The following is a 20,505-nucleotide window of genomic DNA, read 5'->3' as shown; positions in this document are numbered from 1 at the left end:
TATTTCCGGAGAAACATTTAAACGAATCGATCGTCCGGGTGAAAGCCTGGTGGTCAGTACCTGGGACGTGCTTTCCGGCAAGGTGGCGCCGGGCAGGAACGTGCTGATCTTTGATGCCATCTGCGAGTTCTCCGGCGTCTCGGCAGCGGACTTTCTCGCCGACAAGGGTGCCAAGGTGGAGATCGTCACCGACGACATCAAGCCGGGCGCGGCGGTGGGCGGCACCACCTTCCCGACCTACTACCGCAGCCTCTACGAGAAGGAGGTGATCATGACCTCCGACCTCGCGCTGCATAAGGTCTACCGCGAGGGCGACTCTCTGGTAGCGGTGCTCGAGAACGAGTACACCGGCGCCCTGGAGGAGCGGGTGGTCGACCAGGTGGTGGTGGAGAACGGCGTGCGTCCCGACGAGGCCCTCTACTACGCCCTCAAGGAGCAGTCCCGCAACAGGGGCCAGCTGGACCTGGAGGCGCTCTACGCCATCCAGCCCCAGCCCTGCCTGAGCGAAGACGGCGACGGCTTCCTGCTGTTCCGCCTGGGCGACTGCACGGCGCCGCGCAATACCCACGCGGCCATCTACGACGCCCTGCGGATCTGCAAGGACTTCTGAAGACGCTTCGCGTCAGCCTCGGGCTGCGGGCTGCGGGCTGCGGGCCGCGGGCCATGAGCCTCCATGCAGCTCGAAGCCCGTGGCTCGTAGCCCGTAGCTCCTCGCTAGGGGCTCGGAGCTCGAAGCCCGAACATTGAGGTTGCCAACATGCTCGATACCTTATTGCCGATACTGATCTTCGCCGCCCTGGGCCTGGCGGTGATCGGCGCCTGGCGGCGTGTCAGCCTGTGGCGCCAGGGGCGCCCCTCCGCCGTGCCGCTGCTCAAGGGCCTGGCGGCCCTGCCGCGCCGCTACCTGGTCGATCTGCACCATGTGGTGGGGCGCGACAAGGTCATCTCCAACACCCACGTGGCCACCGCCGGCGGCTTCGTGGCCGCGGCCGTGCTGATGATCCTGGTGCATGGCCTGGGCCTGGGCTCTTCAGAAGGACTGGGGGGCGTGCTGGGTTGGCTGCTGCTGGCAGCCAGCGCCTGCATGTTCGTGGGCAGCCTGTTCGTGGCCCGTCGCCGTCGCAACCCGCCTGCCCGGCTCTCCAGGGGCCCCTGGATGCGCCTGCCGAAGAGCTTGATGGCCTTCTCCCTGGGTGTCTTTGTGGTCACTCTGCCGGCGGTGGGCATTCTGCCCGCCGACATTGGCAGTTGGATACTGGCCCTGGTGCTGGCCGCTGTGGTGGTCTGGGGCCTGGCCGAGATGGTTGTCGGCATGACCTGGGGCGGGCCCATGAAGCACGCCTTCGCCGGTGCCCTGCACCTGGCCTTCCATCGTCGCGCCGAGCGCTTTTCCACCAAGAAAGGGGGGAGCGGGCGTTCCACCGGCCTCAAGGCCCTGGATCTGGACGATCCCGAGGCACCGCTCGGCGTCGAGAAACCCTCCGACTTCACCTGGAACCAGCTGCTGGGCTTCGATGCTTGCGTGCAGTGCGGGCGGTGCGAGGCGGTCTGCCCGGCCTTCGCCGCCGGCCAGCCGCTCAATCCCAAGAAGCTGATCCAGGACATGGTGGTGGGCATGGCCGGCGGCACGGATGCGGGCTATGCCGGCAGCTCCTACCCCGGCAAGCCGGTGGGGGAGCATCAGGGTAGTCCCCATGGCCCCATCGTGGCGCAGAAGGGCCAGGCGCTGGTGGATGCCGAGACCCTGTGGTCCTGCACGACCTGCCGCGCCTGCGTGGAGGAGTGCCCGATGATGATCGAGCACGTGGATGCCATCGTCGACATGCGCCGTTTCCTGACGCTTGAGCGCGGCGAGACCCCCAACAAGGCGCCCGAGGTTCTCGACAACCTGATTGCCACCGACAACCCCGGTGGTTTCGCCCCCGGTGCTCGCATGCACTGGGCGGCCGATCTCGATCTGCCGCTGATCGCCGACCTGCAGCAGGTCGATGTCCTGCTGTGGCTCGGCGATGGTGCCTTCGACATGCGCAACCAGCGCACCCTTCGCGCACTGGTCAAGGTGCTGCGTGCGGCAAGGGTCGACTTCGCGGTGCTCGGCAACGAGGAGCGCGACAGCGGTGACGTGGCCAGGCGACTGGGCGACGAGGCGACTTTCCAGTCCCTTGCCAGGCGCAATATCGCCACCCTGGCCAAGTACCATTTCCAGCACATCGTGACCTGTGACCCGCACAGCTTCCATGTGCTGGGCAACGAGTATGGCGAGCTTGGCGGCCATTACCGCGTCTATCACCATAGTACGTATATCGCCGAGCTCCATGATGCCGGACGACTGACCTTCGCGCCCTGGAAGGGAGGCAGCGTCACCTATCACGACCCGTGTTATCTGGGTCGCTATAACGGCGAATACGAGGCGCCACGCCGAGTCCTCGAGGCGCTGGGCATTCAGCTCAACGAGATGGAGCGCTCCGGCTTCCGCTCACGCTGCTGCGGCGGTGGGGGAGGTGCACCGATCACTGATATTCCCGGCGAGCGTCGCATTCCCGATATGCGCATGAACGACGTCAAGGAGAGCGGCGCCGGGCTGGTGGCGGTGGGCTGTCCGCAGTGCACCGCCATGCTGGAGGGCGTCGTCGATGCCGGTGCCGAGGTGAGCGATATCGCCGAGCTGGTAGCCGACGCCCTGGTGGAAGCGCCCACCGGCGACACCGCAGCAACACAACGGCCTCGGGCCGTGGAGGTAGCGTGATGACCGAGATTTTGCGTCGTGATCCGCGCCGCGAGCGGATCGCCCGTAACCGCCTGCACCCCGAGCACCTGGAGACGCTTGCACAAGAGGGAGGGTGTACGGCAAGCGCTTGGATGGGGCCCAACGGCCGGATGCGCAAGGACCCTCATGCCAAGGGTTTCATTGGGCCCAATGGCCTGCGCCGCCTCGACCGCAGCGGTGTCCAGCAAGGCACGAGCATGGCCGCCGCGCGCGCTGCGGGAGTTGCCGAACAGCGGCCCCTGGTCGAGGTCGAGGCGCCGGCCTTTCTGGTCGCCGTGGTACCGGACATGGCCGGCGGGCGCCTCACCGGCCATGACCGGGACCTGCTCGGGCTGGCGCGCCAGTTGGCCGATGCCGACCCCGAGGCCCGGGGAGCGGTGCTGGCCGTGGTATTCGGCACGCACAAGGACGAGGGGTTGGCCGAGGCCGGCATCGACCGGCTGCTGCAGCTCGACGCGCCCGGATTCGAGGGGCATGCTCCCGAGGCACGACTCGGCGCCCTGATGGCCGTGGACCAGGCCTGGCAGCCGCGGCACTGGCTACTGCCGGATTCGCCGCTGGGCGGCGCTGATCTGGGGCGGCGTCTGGCGGTGCGGCTCGGGGAGCGGCCGGCCACCGGCGTCTGGCAGCTGGAGGCCGACGCCGCCAGCCCGCTGGGGTGGTGCTGCACCAACCGTGGGGCAGCGGAGAGTCTGGATATCCGGCGCCCCCTGCCGCGCCTGGCCCTGGCCCTGGCCGAGTGCGCCGAGCCGGTCAGCGAGACTCGCCATGCGGTGCATGGCGTGACGCTGCCCGAGACACTGCCGTCGCAGCTGGTGCGTATCGAGGATCTGGGGATGGTACCCGTGGACCCGGCCGGGGTGGCGCTGTCCGAGGCCGAGTTCATCCTCTCCGCCGGCAACGGGGTGCGCGACTGGGCGGGCTTCCATCATGCCGCGAGGGTGCTGGGGGCCACCGAGGGAGCGTCCCGGGTGGCGGTGGATGACGGCCACATGGCCCGCGATCGCCAGGTGGGGGCGACCGGCACCTGGGTCAGTGCCCGGGTCTATCTGGCCGTGGGCATCAGCGGGGCCATCCAGCACCTGCAGGGGATTCAGAGCTGCGACAAGGTGGTGGCCATCAACATGGATCCCGGCTGCGACATGATCAAGCGTGCCGATCTGGCGGTGATCGGTGATTCGGCCCGAGTGCTCGAGGCGCTGGTGGCCCTGGTAGAGCAATCCAGAGAGGAAAGGCGTGATGCAGCCTGAGCGTCAGGGAGTCGAAGTGACGGTACTGGTCTCGGTAGGGCGTCACCCGGTTACCGGGCGCGCTCGCCGCGCAGACCAGGATGCCCGGGGTCTGGAGATGGCGCTGGGCCTGGAGAGGCGATTGCCCGGCAGTCGGATCAATCTGCTGCACGCTGGCCCAGGCAGCGAGGAAAACGAATCGGCCCTGCGCGGCTACCTGGGCATGGGCGCGGGCACCGGGCTGGAAAGCCTGACACTGCTGGAGCAGCCCGACGGGGCGGATGCCATTCCGGCCCTGGCCGAGTGGCTGGCCGCGGCAACGCCGCAGCTCGTGATCACCGGTACCCGGGCAGAGCGGGGCGAAGGCTCGGGGCTGCTGCCCTATGCCTTGGCCGAGCATCTTGGCTGGCCACTGGTCAATGGCCTGGCAGCGGTGGAAAAGGTGGAGAACGGTGTGGCAACGTTGCTTCAGGCGTTGCCCCGCGGCCAGCGCCGGCGCCTGCAGGTGCGTCTGCCGGCTATCCTCAGCGTGGACGGCGCTGGCCCGGCACCGCGCCAGAGCGCCTTTGGTCCGGCCCGCCGTGCCGAGCTCGAGGCGACGCCGGTGGCTGCCGAGATAGATCACGAGCTTGCCGAGTGGGCGATGTCGCCGGCCCGCAAGCGGCCCAAGCGGCTGAAAATCGTCAAGTCGGCCTCGGCAAGGGATCGGTTCAAGGCGGCCGCCGCCAAGGCAGAGGGCGGCAGCGGGCAGGTACTGGAGGGTGTCAGCAGCGAGCAAGGGGCAGAAGCGATCCTCAAGCTGCTGCGCGAGGAGGGTGTCTTGCCTCGCTGATCACGCGGCCAGCCAGACGTCGACAGCCCCGGCCAAGTGCCGGGGCTGTCGCGTTGTGGCCTCTTGCTTTGTGGTGTGAGGGCGACGCTCAGGGCGCGATGCGTGCGCTGGCGTCGGTGAAGCCCATCAGGGAGATATCCAGGTCCATGCGGTTGCCGCGCGGCCCGATCAGGCTGAGGGTTGCGCTGCTGCCGCCACGTAGCGCCTGCAGCAGTGACGGCTCGAGAGGCAGGTCGGCGCGGCAGCTCTGCTCGAGGCAGACCTGGTAGGGAAACTGGGCCGGCTCACCGCTGCCCACGCTCAGCTGCAGGCCCGGGGCGAGACGTACGCCCAGCGGTAGCAGAAAGGTCATCGCCGGACGCCCCTCCAGCTCGGGGGGATAGCCCACGATCACCCGCATCAGGGGATCGTTGCTGTTCGGGTTGGTGACCAGCTGACTCATGGTGCAGGCCCCCTGGTTGCGCTCGGGTGGGCAGATGACCTCCCAATCCTGGAACTTTTCGGTGCGGACATCGGCCCCCGGTGAGGCCTGCTGGGCGACAGCATGGGAGGCCACGGCCAGCAGCGACAGCATGGCGACCATGCACAGGCGTCTTGCGAGACGGTTCGACATCGGTAGTTCCTCCTTGGCCTCAGGGGCCATGAACGCTCGGTCGGGTGATGAGTCCTCGGTCTTCTCCGCCGTCGTCGGGGCGCCGCCTGCCGCCTCGGCGATCACCCCGAGTGGCAGGAATCCGAGGGGGGAGTTCAACCATGCCTGTTCGGCGTCGCGAGGTCGACCCCGTCGCGCGGTAGACGGGGGCTGATGGCCCATGACCTGGAGGCAATGTCTCGAACAGGCATGCGGGTGCCTCTGTGGGGAAAGTGGGCCGTTTTAGAGGGCTTAGGCTTGATCAGCGGAATCGTCCGCCACCACCACGCTGTCCGTGACAACAACATCAAGGAGCCAGCCATGAGCCATGCCAACCGCGGGGTCGTCTACATGGGCCCCGGCAAGGTCGAGGTCCAGCCGATCCCCTTCCCCGAACTGGCGCTGGGCAAGCGCAAGTGCGAGCACGGCGTCATCCTCAAGGTGATCACCACCAATATCTGCGGCAGCGACCAGCACATGGTGCGAGGGCGCACGACGGCCCCCGAGGGGCTGGTGCTGGGTCACGAGATCACCGGTGAGGTGATCGAGTGCGGGCGTGACGTGGAGTTCATCCAGGCCGGTGACATCGTCTCGGTGCCCTTCAATATCGCCTGCGGACGCTGCCGCAACTGCAAGGAAGGCCGGACCGGGATCTGCCTCAACGTCAACCCGGCACGCCCCGGTGCGGCCTATGGCTACGTCGACATGGGCGGCTGGGTCGGGGGCCAGACGGAGTACGTCATGGTGCCCTATGCCGACTTCAACCTGCTGCGCTTCCCCGAGCGTGACGCGGCGATGGACAAGATCGGCGACCTGACGCTGCTTTCCGATATCTTCCCGACCGGCTATCACGGCTGCGTCACCGCCGGGGTGGGGCCGGGCAGCACCGTCTATATTGCCGGCGCCGGGCCGGTGGGCCTGGCCGCGGCAGTCTCCGCCCAGCTGCTGGGGGCCGCCTGCGTCATCGTCGGTGACATGAACGCCGATCGCCTCGACCAGGCGGCGAGCTTCGGCTGCGAGACCCTCGATCTGCGCCAGGATATGCCCATGGCCGACATGCTCGAGCCGATCCTCGGCGAGCGCGAGGTGGATTGCGCAGTGGATGCGGTGGGCTTCGAGGCGCGCTGTCACGGCCATGACCATGGCCACGAGCAGCCTGCCGCGGTGCTCAACGCCTGCATGGACATCACGCGTGCCGGCGGGCAGATCGGCATACCCGGTCTCTACGTCACCGAGGACCCGGGCGCCGGGAACGAGGCCGCCAGGCAAGGCAACCTCTCCATGCGCCTGGGGCAGGGCTGGGCCAAGTCCCACTCCTTCCATACCGGTCAGTGCCCGGTGATGAAGTATCACCGCCAGCTGATGCAGGCGATACTCTTCGAACGGGTGGATATCGCCCGCGCGGTCAATGTCCAGGTCATCTCGCTGGACGAGGCCCCCCGCGGCTATGCCGACTTCGACGGGGGCATGGCGCGCAAGTTCGTCATCGACCCCCACAGCAGCGTCGCCGCCTGAGCGGTACTGACTCGCCCCGGCACGAGGCTGGGGCCATTCCCGAAACGACCTCCACCTGTCCCGGGGAATGACGCCACGGTCTGCCCGACATTGCCCTGCCCCGACGCCGGTGCCAACATGAAACGAGGAGCCTGTCGCAGGACAGGCCGGCCGATATCCGGGAGCCGGTGTTCATGGCGGTCAGTCCCGTCAGACAGACAGTTCCTGGACAAGCCCCCACTGATAACAACGAGCATGCCATGACCGTCGAGACCGTCACCCCCAAGCGCCGCTTCCGCGGCAGGCCCCGTGGCCGTGACCTGCCCCCCGTCGCCCTTGCCTCGCTGCGCCAGCTGCTCGGTGACGAGCGCAGCGATCCGGGGCTGCGTCGTCGTGACCTGCTGATCGAGCACCTGCATGCCATCCAGGATGCCCATGGCCATCTGTCGCTGGTGGCGCTGCGGGCGCTGGCCGCCTACATGAACCTGCCCATGGCGGCGGTCTACGAGACGGCGACCTTCTACGCCCACTTCGACGTGGTGCACGACGACCAGGCGCCGCCGCCGGAGGTGACGGTACGGGTCTGCGACTCGCTCTCCTGCCAGCTGGCCGGGGCCGCGACGCTCAAGGCGCAACTGGAAGCCGGCGTCGACCCGCAGGCGGTGCGGGTGCTGCGGGCGCCCTGCATGGGCCGCTGCGAGACCGCGCCGGTCGTGGAAGTGGGGCACCACCATGTGCTCTTCGCCACTGCCGAGGGTGTCGAGGCGGTGGTGGATACCGGCCACTTCCATCCCGAGGCGATCGTCTGGCAGCGCCTGGCGGACTATCGCGCCGAGGGGGGCTACCGGCTGCTCGCCGACTGCCGCGAGGGAGGCGTCGTCGTCGAGGCGCTGATGGAGACCCTCGAGCGGGCCAACCTGCGTGGCCTGGGCGGCGCCGGTTTCCCCACTTTCAAGAAGTGGCACTTCGTGCGCCAGGAAGCGGGGCCGCGCTACTGCGCGATCAACGCCGACGAGGGCGAGCCCGGCACCTTCAAGGATCGCGTCTACCTGGAGCGCTCGCCGCACCGCTTCCTCGAGGGGGCGCTGGTCAGCGCCTGGGCGGTGGAGGCCGAGGCGCTCTATATCTACCTGCGTGACGAGTACCCCGGCCTGCACCGGGTGCTGCATGCGGCCATCGCCGAGCTCGAGGCTGTGGGGTTGGTCGAGTCGGGCTATATCGTGCTGCGCCGGGGAGCCGGGGCCTACATCTGCGGCGAGGAGTCGGCGATGATCGAGTCGCTGGAGGGCAAGCCCGGCAAGCCGCGCCATCGCCCGCCCTTCGTCGCCCAGAAGGGGCTCTTCGGCCAGCCGACCCTGGTCAACAATGTCGAGACCGTCTACTGGATCCCGCGGATATGGGAGAAGGGCGCCGACTGGTTCGCTGGGCACGGCCGCCACGGCCGCCAGGGACTGAGGAGCTTCTCGCTCTCGGGGCGGGTGCGGCGCCCCGGGGTCCACCTGGCGCCCGCCGGCATCACCCTCGCTGAGCTGGTCGAGGAGTATGGCGGCGGCATGGCCGAGGGGCATCGCCTGGCCGGCTACCTGCCGGGTGGCGCCTCCGGGGGGATACTGCCGGCGAGCAAGGCCGATATTCCGCTGGACTTCGATACCCTGCAGAAGGCGGGCGGCTTCATCGGCTCGGCGGCGATCATCGTGCTTTCCGATCAGGATGACCTGCGTGCGGTGGCCACCAATCTGCTGGCCTTCTTCGCCGACGAGTCCTGCGGTCAGTGCACGCCGTGCCGGGTCGGCACCGAGAAGATGCTGACCCTGCTCGAGCGCGACGAGTGGCGGGTCGAGGAGCTCGAACGGCTGTCCCAGGTGATGATGGATGCCTCCATCTGTGGTCTGGGCCAGGCGGCGCCCAATCCGGTGCTGGGGCTGCTCAAGGACTTCCGAGGCGAGCTCGCCAGCCAGAACGTGATCGTCAGGGGGTAAGGGAGATGAGCATGAGCGAACAGAGCTTTACCCTGACCCTGGATGGCGCCGAGGTCAGCGCCTTTCCCGGCGAGACCCTGTGGCAGGTGGCCAAGCGCGCCGGCGAGACCATCCCCCATCTCTGCTTCAAGGATGCGCCGGGCTATCGCAGTGACGGCAACTGTCGCACCTGCATGGTGGAGATCGAAGGCGAGCGCGTGCTGGCGGCGAGCTGCCTGCGCGAGGCGGCGCCCGGCATGGTGGTCAGGAGCGCCAGTTCCGAGCGCGCCAGGGTGGCGCGCGAGGGTGTCATGGAATTGCTGGTTGCCGACCAGCCCGACCGTGACGACGGCCCCGACCGTTCGAGCCACTTTTGGGCCATGGCCGATGCGTTGGCCATCGACGCCGCCGCGGTACGCGAGCGGCTGCCGTCTCGAGCCGAGCGCGCCGCCCCCACGGTGCACCATGTCGCCGAACGGTCCGCCTCGCTCCCCCATGCCCACGGCCATGACGCCACCCATTCGGCCATGAACGTCAACCTCGAGGCCTGCATCGCCTGCAACCTCTGCGTGCGCGCCTGTCGCGAGGTGCAGGGCAACGACGTCATCGGCCTGGCCCACCGCGGCGCCGCCGCGAAGATCGTCTTCGACTTCGACGACCCCATGGGCGACAGCACCTGCGTGGCCTGCGGCGAGTGCGTGCAGGCCTGTCCCACCGGGGCGCTGATGCCGGCGACCCTGGTGGACGCGCAGGGGCGCGGCGACTCGAAGGCGGCCGATCGCACCGTGGATTCAGTCTGCCCCTACTGCGGGGTGGGCTGTCAGCTCACCTACCACGTGAAGGATGATGTGCCACAGGGTGAGGAGCGCCGGGGACAGGGCGAAGGGGAGGTCCGAGGACCAGGGATGGCCGAGGTAGCTTCCAGGGAGGGACTTGTAGCGCCTCCCCGCAGCCCTGTCGCTGGATCAGCTCCGGGATCGGGACGCATTATGTTTGTCACCGGCAGGAACGGCCCCTCCAACCAGAACCGGCTGTGCGTCAAGGGGCGCTTCGGCTTCGACTACCCTTACCATCCTGCGCGCCTCACCCGGCCGCTGATCCGCCGGCCCGGCATGCCCAAGGGCCTCGATCCCGACTTCGACCCGCGCGACCCGCTGACCCATTTCCGCGAGGCGAGCTGGGAGGAGGCGCTGGACCTCGCCGCCGGAGGGCTTTCCGAGCTCAAGGCCGCTTCTGGCCCCGACGCTTTGGCCGGCTTCGGCAGCGCCAAGTGCTCCAACGAGGAGGCCTGGCTGTTCCAGAAGCTGGTGCGCACCGGCTTTGGCAGCAACCATGTCGACCACTGCACCCGGCTGTGTCACGCCAGCTCCGTGGCGGCACTCATGGAGTGCATCGGCTCGGGGGCGGTGACCGCCTCCTTCATGCAGGCGCTCGAGGCGGAGGTGGTGATCCTCACCGGCTGCAACCCGGCGATCAACCACCCGGTGGCGGCCACCTACTTCAAGCAGGCGGCCAGAAACGGCACCAAGCTGATCATCCTCGACCCTCGTGGCCAGGCGCTGGACGCCTACGCCCATCGCAGTGTGCGCTTCACCCCCGGCGGTGACGTCTCGCTCTACAACGCCATGCTCAACGTGATCGTCAGCGAGGGGCTCTTTGATCAGGCCTATATCGATGCCCACACCGAGGGCTTCGAGGCGCTCAAGGCCCATGTGCGCGACCTCACTCCCGAGGCGATGTCGCCGGCCTGTGGCGTTGCTCCCGAACAGATTCGCGAGCTTGCCCGCCTCTATGCCACCGCCGACAAGGCGATGATCTTCTGGGGCATGGGCATTTCCCAGCACGTGCACGGCACCGACAACGCTCGCTGCCTCATCTCGCTGGCGCTGGCCTGTGGCCAGACCGGACGTCCCGGCACCGGCCTGCACCCGCTGCGCGGCCAGAACAATGTCCAGGGTGCCTCGGATGCCGGCCTGATCCCCATGGTGCTGCCCGACTACCAGCCGGTGAGCGACGCCCAGGTGCGCGCCGCCTTCGAGGAGCTGTGGAACACCCCGCTCGAGGAGACCCCGGGGCTCACCGTGGTGGAGATCATGGATGCCATCGCGGCCGGGACCATCAAGGGGATGTACATCCTCGGCGAGAACCCGGCGATGTCCGACCCGGACCTCGACCATGCCCGGGCGGCCCTGGCCCGACTCGAGCACCTGGTGGTGCAGGACCTGTTCGTCACCGAGACCGCCCAGTTCGCCGACGTCGTCCTGCCGGCCTCGGCCTGGCCGGAGAAGGACGGCAGCGTCACCAACACCAACCGCCAGGTGCAGCTGGGGCGCGCCGCCGTGCCGCTCCCTGGAGAAGCCAAGCCCGACTGGTGGATCATCCAGCAGCTCGCCAACCGCCTGGGTCTGGGCTGGGCCTATACCCACCCTCGTGAGGTGTTCGCCGAGATGAAGCAGGGCATGGCCTCCCTCGACCACATCTCCTGGGAGCGCCTCGAGCGCGAGAGTTCGGTGACCTATCCCTGTTCCGCCGACGACGCGCCCGGGACCGATGTGGTGTACGCCGACGCCTTCCCCACCGCCAGCGGCAGAGCGACCTTCACCCCCACCCGGCTGTTGCCGCCCGATGAGCCCGTCGACGGCGACTACCCCACGGTGCTGATCACCGGGCGCCAGCTGGAGCACTGGCACACCGGCTCCATGACTCGCCGTTCCCGGGTGCTCGACGAGCTCGAGCCCGAGGCGGTGGCGAGTCTCGCGCCCGCCGAGCTTGTGCGCCTGCGCATGGCGCCGGGCGAGCCGATCACCATCACCACCCGGCGGGGCGCCATCACCCTGAAGACGCGGGTCGACCCGCTGATGGCCGAGGGGATGGTGTTCGTGCCCTTCTGCTACGTGGAGGCGGCGGCCAACATCCTGACCAACCCGGCGCTCGACCCCGACGGCAAGATCCCCGAGTTCAAGTATGCGGCCTGTCGCCTGGGCCGTGCCGAGGCGGCGCTGGTGGAGAACGACTGAGACGGAGGAGGGCGGCCCATGATGATCGTCGAGCTGATTGATGGTGATGATTTCCGTGAGCGCCTGGTCGCATTGGGGATCCACATCCCGGCGGGTGCCTGTCCCGAGAGCTGCGCCCGGCTGGCTCGGCGCTGCGTGCTCGAGGGTGGCGTGTCCGGGCTTGCCGAACTGGTCGGCGAGCTCGAGGGCAAGCGCGAGATTATGTTGCCCTCGGTCCGCCAGGCACTGGAGACCCACCTCCTGCCGCTGGTTCGTTGATCGGCGGCGGATTTCTGGCGGCTATGCTTTCTGCTATTGCAAGGCGCTGCCGTGATGCATGGCGGCAAACGGCACGGCCCCCGGTATACGCCACCGGGGGCCGTGTCATGCGGACATCTCAGCACGAGGCACCGAGGTGCGGCCTTACCCCTCCACCACCCTCAGGTGCGGGGCGGTATGGCCGAGATTCTCCAGCAGGCTCTCGCTGTACCAGTCGATGAAGTCGATCACCCCGAACTCGAAGGTCTCCGAGTAGGGGCCGGGTTCGTAGCCCCGGGAGTTGATCCCGCGCTGGTTCTCCTCTGCCAGGCGGCGATCCTGCTGATTGGTGGCGTCCCAGACGCGGCGCAGGTGGATCGGGTCGTAATCGACCCCCTCCACGGCATCCTTGTGGACCAGCCACTTGGTGGTCACCACCGTCTGCTGGGGCCCGAGCGGCATCACCCGGAACACCACGGCATGATCGCCCATGAAGTGGTTCCAGGAGTTGGGCAGGTGCAGGATGCGTAGGGCCCCCAGATCGGCGCTGGGTAGCCGGCCCATCAGCTTGCGGCATCCCGGCTGGCCATCGATGGTCATCGAGACCGTACCCTCCAGCAGCGGGGTGCGGGTCAGGCGATTGCGTTTGTCCGGGCGACTGAGCTTCCAGGGTATGCCCATCGCCTCCCATTGCTGCTGCTTGCGTGCCACCAGCGCCTGGTAGGCCGGCGTGGCGCGCGGGTCGTCGCTGTCGTCGAACTCCTGCAGCGAATTGAGCAGCTCCGGGTGGGCACCGTTACAGTGGTAGCACTCGCGATTGTTCTCGATCACCAGCTTCCAGTTGGCCTGCTCGACGATGCTCGACTCCACCGCCACCTTGACGTTCTCCATGTCGTAGGGAGCGAGGTAGTGCGCCAGGCTCTCGAGGAAGTCGTCGATGGGCGGCGGCTCCTCGGCCAGGCTGACGAAGAGGTAGCCGCCGGCACTGCGTACATTCACGGGCTTGAGCCCGTAGGCGCCGAGGTTGAAGTCCACGCCCATATCGGTGCCGGCGAACAGTAGGCGACCGTCCAGTTCGTAGGTCCACTGGTGGTAGGGACAGACCAGCTTGGCCACCTTGCCCTTGTCGCTGACGCAGAGCCGCGAGCCGCGATGTCGGCAGACGTTGTGGAAGGCATGGATGCTGCCGTTATCGCCCCGCACGATGACCACCGGGTTATCACCCACCTCCAGGGTGATGAAGTTGCCCTTGGCGGGAATCTCGCAGGTCATCCCGGCAAACAGCCACTCCTTCTCGAAGATCTCCTGCATGTCCAGGGCGAACAACCGGGCATCGTTGTAGAAGGGCTGGGGCAACGAGAAGTGCCGGTGCCGCTGGAGCAGCATCTCGGCGGTGGCATCGCGTGCCGATGCCAGGGGGTCATCCAGACGTGCGGGAGTCAGGGGGTCCATGGCGATACATCCTCTTGCTGGGCCGCTCGGGCGGCCTCGGGATTGTTCAGGTAAAACCCGTTTGGGGAAGGTCGGGCCTCTGTGATGGCCACTCACGGGCGATGGCGGTGGCGGATTGCAGCGAGTGTGGATCAGCGGTTCGTAGCGCAGTTGTCTGGTCGCGACGCCTGGTGATGTGGCAACGACGCGGCAGGCGGCCGTTGCCAGCGCGCCAGGAGGCCATGGGCATGTCCATGTCGCTGGCAGGCAAGTCGCGACATCCCAGGCTGCGCAGAATGCGCTCAACGGCAGGCGGAGGAACCGCGGTCGGAGACCCTCATGCTGCAGCCCTGGCGATACGACAATGACAACGAGCTTTCTCAATCCCGTCACGACCCAGACCTGGACCAACGGCCGTCACCTGGTGCGCTGCGTCAAGGTGATCCAGGAAACCTGGGACACGCGCACCTTCTGCTTCATGGCCGAACAGCCCGTGATGTTCTTCTTCAAGCCGGGGCAGTTCGTGACCCTGGAGCTGGAGATCGATGGCCAGCAGGAGATGCGCTCCTACACCATCTCCAGCTCACCGTCCGTCCCCTACAGCTTCTCGATCACCGTCAAGCGCATCCCGGGTGGACGGGTCTCCAACTGGCTTCACGACAACTTCGGGGTCAACGACGAGCTGGCGTTGCATGGACCGGCAGGCAACTTCAACGTCATCGATTACCCCGCCGACAAGGTGCTGATGCTCTCCGGTGGGGTCGGGATCACGCCCCTGATGTCCATGGCGCGCTGGTTCTTCGACACCAATGCGGCGGTGGACCTGCAGTTCGTGCACAGCGCACGGACACCGCGCGACATCATCTTCCACCGTGAACTCGAGCACATCTTCTCGCGGATTCCCGAGTTCCGACTGCATATCGTGTGCGAGCGCAGCGATGAGCTGGGCGACGCCTGGGCCGGGTTTCGCGGCTACCTTGGCCTGCCGATGCTCGAGCTGATGGCCCCGGACTTCATGGACCGCGAGATCTTCTGCTGTGGCCCTACGCCCTACATGGAGGCCATCAAGAAGATGCTTCGGGCGAAGGGCTTCGACATGAGCCGCTACCACGAGGAGTCGTTCGGCGCCACGCCGCTGGCGGTCCAGGAAGCGGTGATCGAGCACGTCGAGCAGGCCGAGGCGGAGGCCGAGGAGCTCGATGTCGCCGACATGATCAGCGTCGAGTTTCGCCAGTCCGGCAAGAGCGTGCGTATCCAGCCGGGTGACACGGTGCATACCGCGGCGGCCAAGCTGGGCCTGCATATTCCCAAGGCCTGCGGCATGGGGATCTGCGGGACCTGTCGGGTGCCGTTGGTCGCCGGCCAGGTCGACATGGAACACAACGGCGGCATCACCGACGAGGACGTGGCGGAAGGCTACATTCTCTCCTGCTGCAGCAAGCCGCTGGGTGACGTGGTGGTGGAATACTGACCGGGCCGCGTCCTGCGGCAGCGCCTCACGACCATTCAGGACGCCTGTCTTGCGCAAAGACGGCGGTGTCGTTTCCAGAATACCTCCCGCGCCTCTTTCTCTTAACGTAATGAAGCCAACCACCAGGGTGATGTCATGAACACCAACAACATTGCAACAGCCGACCCACAGATCGCCGCCGCCATTGCCGACGAGGTGGCCCGCCAGGAAGCCCATATCGAGCTGATCGCCTCCGAGAACTACGCCAGCCCTCAGGTCATGGAGGCCCAGGGCACCCAGTTGACCAACAAGTACGCCGAAGGCTACCCGGGCAAGCGTTACTACGGGGGCTGCGAGCACGTCGATGTGGTCGAGCGGCTGGCCATCGACCGCGCCTGCGCCCTGTTCGGTGCCGACTATGCCAACGTCCAGCCCCACTCCGGCGCCCAGGCCAATGCTGCGGCCTTCATGGCGCTGGTCAAGCCCGGCGATACCGTGCTGGGGATGAGCCTGGCCCATGGGGGCCACCTGACCCACGGGGCGGCACCGAACTTCTCCGGCAAGCACTACCACGCCGTGCAGTACGGCCTGAACCCGGAGACCGGCGAAATCGATTACGCCGAGGTTCAGCGCCTGGCTCGCGAGCACCGTCCGAAGCTGATCATCGCTGGCTTCTCGGCCTATTCGCGGGTCGTCGACTGGCGCCATTTCCGCAATATCGCGGACGAGGTGGGCGCCTGGTTGCTGGTGGACATGGCCCATGTCGCGGGGTTGGTCGCCGCCGGTCACTACCCGAGCCCGCTGCCCCACGCCCACGTGGTGACCACCACCACCCACAAGACCCTGCGCGGCCCGCGCGGCGGGCTGATTCTCTCTGCCACCGGCGACGAGGCGCTCTACAAGAAGCTCAATGGTGCGGTCTTCCCGGGCCAGCAGGGTGGCCCGCTGATGCACGTCATCGCCGCCAAGGCAGTGGCCTTCAAGGAAGCGATGAGCCAGGCATTCGTGCGCTACCAGCAGCGGGTGATCGACAACGCCCGTGTCATGGCCGGGGTGTTCATGGAGCGCGGCTATGACGTGGTCTCCAGCGGCACCGACGATCATCTCTTCCTGGTCTCGCTGATCAAGCAGGGCGTCACCGGCAAGGACGCCGACGCGGCCCTGGGGCGCGCGAATATCACCGTCAACAAGAACGCCGTGCCCAATGACACCCAGAGCCCCTTCGTGACCTCGGGGCTGCGCATCGGCACCCCGGCGGTGACCACCCGCGGCTTCGATGAGGCGGACTGCGAGGCACTGGCAGGCTGGATCTGCGACATCCTCGATGTGCTGACCAAGCAGGTCGATACCACGGCGATCGAGGGTGAAGTGCGCGGCAAGGTGGCCGAGCTGTGCAACCGCTATCCGGTCTATGGCGCGGTGCCGTCGCGTGCCGAATCGGCCCCGTCCATCGCGTGAGCCCGTTCCCGCCGGTGCCCCCGGTGGGTTCCTCGAGGAGATCCCTATGCAACGCTATTCAGGCTTCGGGCTGGCCAAGCACGCGCTCAGCCACCACGAGAACTGGGAGCGCCAGTGGCGCAACCCCACGCCCAGGAAGCAGTACGACGTCATCATCGTCGGTGGCGGCGGCCACGGCCTGGCCACCGCTTACTATCTGGCCAAGGAGCACGGCATCACCAATGTGGCGGTGGTGGAGAAGGGCTGGCTGGGCGGCGGCAACACCGCCCGTAATACCACCATCGTGCGCTCCAACTACCTGTGGGACGAGTCCGCCGCGCTCTACGAGCACGCCATGAAGCTGTGGGAGGGGCTCTCCCAGGACCTCAACTACAACGTCATGTTCTCCCAGCGCGGGGTGATGAACCTGGCGCACACCCTGCAGGACATGCGCGATGTCCAGCGCCGGGTCAACGCCAACCGGCTCAACGGCATCGACAGCGAGGTGATCACGCCCGAGCAGATCCAGGAGATCGTGCCGGTCATGGACTGCTCGAAGAACGCCCGCTACCCGATCCTGGGGGCCTCCTGGCAGCCGCGGGCCGGCGTGGCGCGTCACGATGCCGTGGCCTGGGGCTATGCCCGGGCGGCCGATGCATTGGGCGTCGACCTGCTCCAGAACACCGAGGTTACCGGCTTCAAGATTCGCGATGGCCGCGTCCACGGGGTGCACACCAACCGCGGCGACATCGAGGCCAAGACCGTGGGCTGCGTGGCGGCCGGCAACTCCGGGGTGCTGGCGAAGATGGCCGGCTTCCGGCTGCCGCTGGAGTCCCACCCGCTGCAGGCGCTGGTCTCCGAGCCGCTCAAGCCGGTGCTCGATACCGTGGTGATGTCCAACCACGTGCACGGCTACATCAGCCAGACCGACAAGGGCGACCTGGTGATCGGTGCCGGCATCGACGGCTACAACGGCTACGGCCAGCGCGGCAGCTACCCCACCGTGGAGCATACCCTGCAGGCCATCGTCGAGATGTTCCCGATCTTCTCGCGGGTGCGCATGAACCGGCAGTGGGGCGGCATCGTCGACACCTGCCCGGACGCCTGCCCGATCCTCTCCGCCACGCCGGTGAAGGGGCTCTTCTTCAACTGCGGCTGGGGCACCGGCGGCTTCAAGGCCACCCCGGGGTCGGGGCATGTTTTCGCCGCCAGCCTCGCCACGGGCGAGATGCATCCGATTGCCGCCCCCTTCTCCATCGACCGTTTCCACACCGGGGCTCTCGTCGACGAGCACGGCGCGGCCGGCGTTGCTCACTAAGGAGGCATACCCATGTTTCTTATCTACTGCCCCTACTGCGAAGAGCACCGCGAGGAAGAGGAGTTCCATGCCAAGGGCCAGGCGCATATCGCCCGTCCCGCGGACCCCGAGGCCTGCTCCGACGAGGCGTGGGGCGACTACCTCTTCTTCCGCGACAACCCGCGCGGCATCCACCACGAGCTGTGGGTGCACGCCGTGGGGTGCCGCAAGTTCTTCAACATCACCCGCAACACCGTGAGCTACGAGATCCTCGAGACCTACCGGATGGGTGAGCAGCCGCGCTTCACCGCCGAGTATCCCGAGGGCAAGCCCGCCGAGGCGGCAGCCGCCCGGGCGGAAGAGGTCGAGCGCCAGGAAGGAGTCAAGGCATGAGCCAGCCGCTGAAACAGCCGAATCGTCTTCGCGAGGGCGGACGCATCGACCGCGCTCGTACCCTGAGCTTCACCTTCAACGGCAAGCGCTACCAGGGCCATGCCGGCGACACCCTGGCCTCGGCGCTGTTGGCCAACGGGGTGGACATCGTCAACCGCAGCTTCAAGTACTCGCGGCCGCGGGGCATCGTCGCCGCCGGCGCCGAGGAGCCCAATGCGCTGGTCCAGCTGGGCAGCAGCGAGGCGGCCCAGGTGCCCAACGTGCGCGCCACCCAGCAGGCGTTGTTCGATGGCCTCACGGCACAGAGCACCAACGGCTGGCCCAACGTCCAGCGCGATGTCATGAGCCTGGTGGGCAAGCTGGGTGGGCGCTTCATGCCGCCGGGCTTCTACTACAAGACCTTCATGGCCCCGGCCTCCATGTGGATGACCTACGAGAAGGTTATCCGCAAGGGCGCGGGCCTGGGCCGCAGCCCCATGGAACGCGACCCCGACAGCTACGACCACCTCAACCAGCACTGCGACCTGCTGGTGGTCGGCGCCGGCCCCGCGGGCCTGGCCGCGGCGCTGACCGCGGCGCGCGGCGGGGCCCGGGTGATCCTCTGCGACGAGCAGGAGGAGATGGGCGGCTCGCTGCTCGACAGCCGCGAGCTGCTCGACCATCAGCCCGCTGGCCGCTGGGCCGAGCAGGTGGTCGCCGAGCTGGCCGGGCTCGACAACGTCACCCTGCTGCCCCGCACCACCGCCAACGGCTACCACGACCACCACTTCGTGACCCTGCACGAGCGGCGTACCGAGCACCTCGGCGAATGCGCGCCGACGGTCGATGGCTATCGCCCCGCGAGGTCACGCATGCATCGCGTGCGCGCCGGCCAGGTGCTGCTGGCCACCGGGGCCCACGAGCGGCCGCTGGTCTATGCGGGCAACGACGTGCCGGGCAACCTGGTCGCCGGGGCCGTCTCCACCTATATCCGCCGCTATGGCGTGGTGCCGGGCAACAAGCTGGTGCTTTCCACCAGCAACGATCACGCCTATCGCGCCGCCCTGGACTGGATTGATGCCGGCCGCGAGGTGGTGGCAATCGCCGACGCGCGCCAGGCGCCGAGCGGCGACCTGGTGGAGCAGGCCCGCGCCCGCGGCATCCGCATCATCGAAGGGGCGGCCGTGCTCGAGGCCAAAGAAGGTCATGGAAAGCGCAGCACCCGCGTCAGCGGCGCCCGCGTCGCCACCATCGACGCCGAGGCCTTCAAGGTCACCGGCCAGGCCGAGACCCTGGCGTGCGACACCATCGCCACCTCCGGCGGTTACAGCCCGGTGATCCACCTGGCTTCCCACACCGGCGCCCGGCCGACCTGGAACGACGAGATCCTCGGTTTCGTGCCGAGCCTGGTGAAGGGCGTGCATGCCGCCGGCAGCGCCCGTGGCATCCACGACCTGGCCGAGGGGCTGGCCGATGGCAGCGCCGCGGCCGCCCGGGCACTGGCCGCACTCGGCCAGTCCGCCGCTGCCATCACGCTGCCCCAGGTCGATGCCCGCCGCGAAGGCACGGCATGCGCGCTCTACCAGGTGCCCCACGAGAAGCCGACCCTGCGTGCGCCCAAGCAGTTCGTCGACCTGCAGAACGACGTCACCGCGGCGGCCATCGAGCTGGCCACCCGCGAGGGCTTCGAGTCCATCGAACACGTCAAGCGCTACACCGCCATGGGCTTCGGCACCGACCAGGGCAAGCTCGGCAATATCAACGGCATGGCCATCGCCGCGCGCTGCCTGGGCAAGTCGATTCCCGAGGTGGGCACCACGGTGTTCCGCCCCAACTACACCCCGGTGACCTTCGGTGCCATCGTCGGCCGTCACTGCCGCGAGCTGTTCGACCCCGAGCGCTATACCGCGCTGCACCAGTGGCACGTGGCGAATGGCGCCGAGTTCGAGGAGGTGGGCCAGTGGAAGCGCCCCTGGTACTTTCCACAAGTACGCCCCGACGCCGCCAACGGCGAACGGGAAACGATGGAAGAAGCGGTGGCCCGCGAATGCCTGGCGGTGCGCGAGAAGGTCGGCATCCTCGATGCCTCGACGCTCGGCAAGATCGACATCCAGGGCCCGGATGCCCGCGAGTTCCTGGGGCGCATCTACACCAACAAGTGGGCCAAGCTGGCGCCCGGCCGCGCCCGCTACGGGCTGATGTGCAAGGACGATGGCATGCTGATGGACGATGGCACCACCAGCTGCCTGGCCGAGAACCACTTCCTGATGACCACCACCACCGGCGGCGCTGCCGGCGTGATGGAGTGGCTGGAGCTGTGGCACCAGACCGAATGGCCGGAGCTGGACGTCAC

Annotated in this window: 14 protein-coding genes and 1 pseudogene; 13 read left to right on the top strand and 2 right to left on the bottom strand. The window is 67.8% G+C overall.

Annotation, left to right across the window (positions count from 1 at the left end):
- From RI841_RS04485 to RI841_RS04470, 4 genes and pseudogenes are all read left to right on the top strand, one after another.
- A pseudogene (locus tag RI841_RS04485) lies at window positions 1-610 on the top strand (N-methylproline demethylase); the annotation flags it as partial.
- Window positions 611-757: 147 nt separating this feature from the next.
- Complete coding sequence (locus RI841_RS04480; RefSeq protein ID WP_310704378.1) at window positions 758-2,746, top strand: (Fe-S)-binding protein; 1,989 nt, start codon at window positions 758-760, stop codon at window positions 2,744-2,746.
- Window positions 2,746-4,017: an electron transfer flavoprotein subunit alpha/FixB family protein gene (locus tag RI841_RS04475; RefSeq protein WP_310704377.1), complete on the top strand. Its 1,272-nt coding sequence runs from the start codon at window positions 2,746-2,748 to the stop codon at window positions 4,015-4,017. The genes RI841_RS04480 and RI841_RS04475 overlap by 1 nt, the downstream gene beginning before the upstream one ends.
- Window positions 4,007-4,828: an electron transfer flavoprotein subunit beta gene (locus RI841_RS04470; RefSeq protein ID WP_310704376.1), complete on the top strand. Its 822-nt coding sequence runs from the start codon at window positions 4,007-4,009 to the stop codon at window positions 4,826-4,828. Before RI841_RS04475 ends, RI841_RS04470 begins: the two co-directional genes overlap by 11 nt.
- Before the next feature lie 88 nt (window positions 4,829-4,916).
- Here the strand turns inward: RI841_RS04470 and RI841_RS04465 are convergent, their stop codons facing one another.
- Window positions 4,917-5,579 (bottom strand): invasion associated locus B family protein, encoded by a 663-nt coding sequence (locus RI841_RS04465; protein ID WP_310704375.1) that lies wholly within the window; start codon window positions 5,577-5,579, stop codon window positions 4,917-4,919.
- Window positions 5,580-5,780: 201 nt separating this feature from the next.
- Between RI841_RS04465 and fdhA the strand changes: the two genes are divergently transcribed.
- From fdhA to RI841_RS04445, 4 genes are all read left to right on the top strand, one after another.
- Complete coding sequence (gene fdhA / locus RI841_RS04460) at window positions 5,781-6,974, top strand: formaldehyde dehydrogenase, glutathione-independent (protein ID WP_310704374.1); 1,194 nt, start codon at window positions 5,781-5,783, stop codon at window positions 6,972-6,974.
- Window positions 6,975-7,213: 239 nt separating this feature from the next.
- Window positions 7,214-8,932 carry an NADH-ubiquinone oxidoreductase-F iron-sulfur binding region domain-containing protein gene (locus RI841_RS04455; protein ID WP_310704373.1) on the top strand — a complete coding sequence of 573 codons (1,719 nt, stop codon included), beginning with the start codon at window positions 7,214-7,216 and terminating at the stop codon, window positions 8,930-8,932.
- An 11-nt stretch (window positions 8,933-8,943) separates the two neighbouring features.
- Window positions 8,944-11,928, top strand: coding sequence for a molybdopterin-dependent oxidoreductase (locus RI841_RS04450; RefSeq protein WP_310704372.1), 2,985 nt, complete (start codon window positions 8,944-8,946; stop codon window positions 11,926-11,928).
- 18 nt (window positions 11,929-11,946) lie between these two features.
- Entirely contained in the window at window positions 11,947-12,186 is a 240-nt protein-coding gene (locus tag RI841_RS04445; protein WP_310704371.1) for a hypothetical protein, read from the top strand.
- Between the two features lie 144 nt (window positions 12,187-12,330).
- Here RI841_RS04445 and RI841_RS04440 read toward each other — a convergent pair whose 3' ends face one another.
- On the bottom strand, window positions 12,331-13,617 hold the full coding sequence (locus RI841_RS04440) for an aromatic ring-hydroxylating dioxygenase subunit alpha (RefSeq protein ID WP_310704370.1): 1,287 nt from the start codon (window positions 13,615-13,617) through the stop codon (window positions 12,331-12,333).
- Window positions 13,618-13,960: 343 nt separating this feature from the next.
- On the opposite strand from RI841_RS04440, the gene RI841_RS04435 reads away from it, so the two are divergent.
- The 5 genes from RI841_RS04435 to RI841_RS04415 all read left to right on the top strand — a co-directional run.
- Window positions 13,961-15,067 (top strand): hybrid-cluster NAD(P)-dependent oxidoreductase, encoded by a 1,107-nt coding sequence (locus RI841_RS04435; protein WP_310704369.1) that lies wholly within the window; start codon window positions 13,961-13,963, stop codon window positions 15,065-15,067.
- A gap of 135 nt (window positions 15,068-15,202) precedes the next feature.
- Window positions 15,203-16,504 carry a serine hydroxymethyltransferase gene (gene glyA, locus RI841_RS04430; RefSeq protein WP_310704368.1) on the top strand — a complete coding sequence of 434 codons (1,302 nt, stop codon included), beginning with the start codon at window positions 15,203-15,205 and terminating at the stop codon, window positions 16,502-16,504.
- A 46-nt stretch (window positions 16,505-16,550) separates the two neighbouring features.
- On the top strand, window positions 16,551-17,801 hold the full coding sequence (locus RI841_RS04425) for a sarcosine oxidase subunit beta family protein (RefSeq protein ID WP_310704367.1): 1,251 nt from the start codon (window positions 16,551-16,553) through the stop codon (window positions 17,799-17,801).
- A gap of 12 nt (window positions 17,802-17,813) precedes the next feature.
- Window positions 17,814-18,173, top strand: a complete 360-nt coding sequence (locus RI841_RS04420) for a sarcosine oxidase subunit delta (RefSeq protein WP_310704366.1) — start codon at window positions 17,814-17,816, stop codon at window positions 18,171-18,173.
- The coding region (locus tag RI841_RS04415; protein WP_310704365.1) for a 2Fe-2S iron-sulfur cluster-binding protein at window positions 18,170-20,505 on the top strand (2,336 nt) is incomplete at its 3' end. The genes RI841_RS04420 and RI841_RS04415, both read left to right, overlap by 4 nt.

The organism is Halomonas sp. (genome assembly GCF_031581305.1).
Lineage (GTDB): Bacteria > Pseudomonadota > Gammaproteobacteria > Pseudomonadales > Halomonadaceae > Halomonas.
The sequence above is the reverse complement of the archived record's forward strand: the minus strand, read 5'-3'. Positions and strand labels throughout refer to the sequence as shown.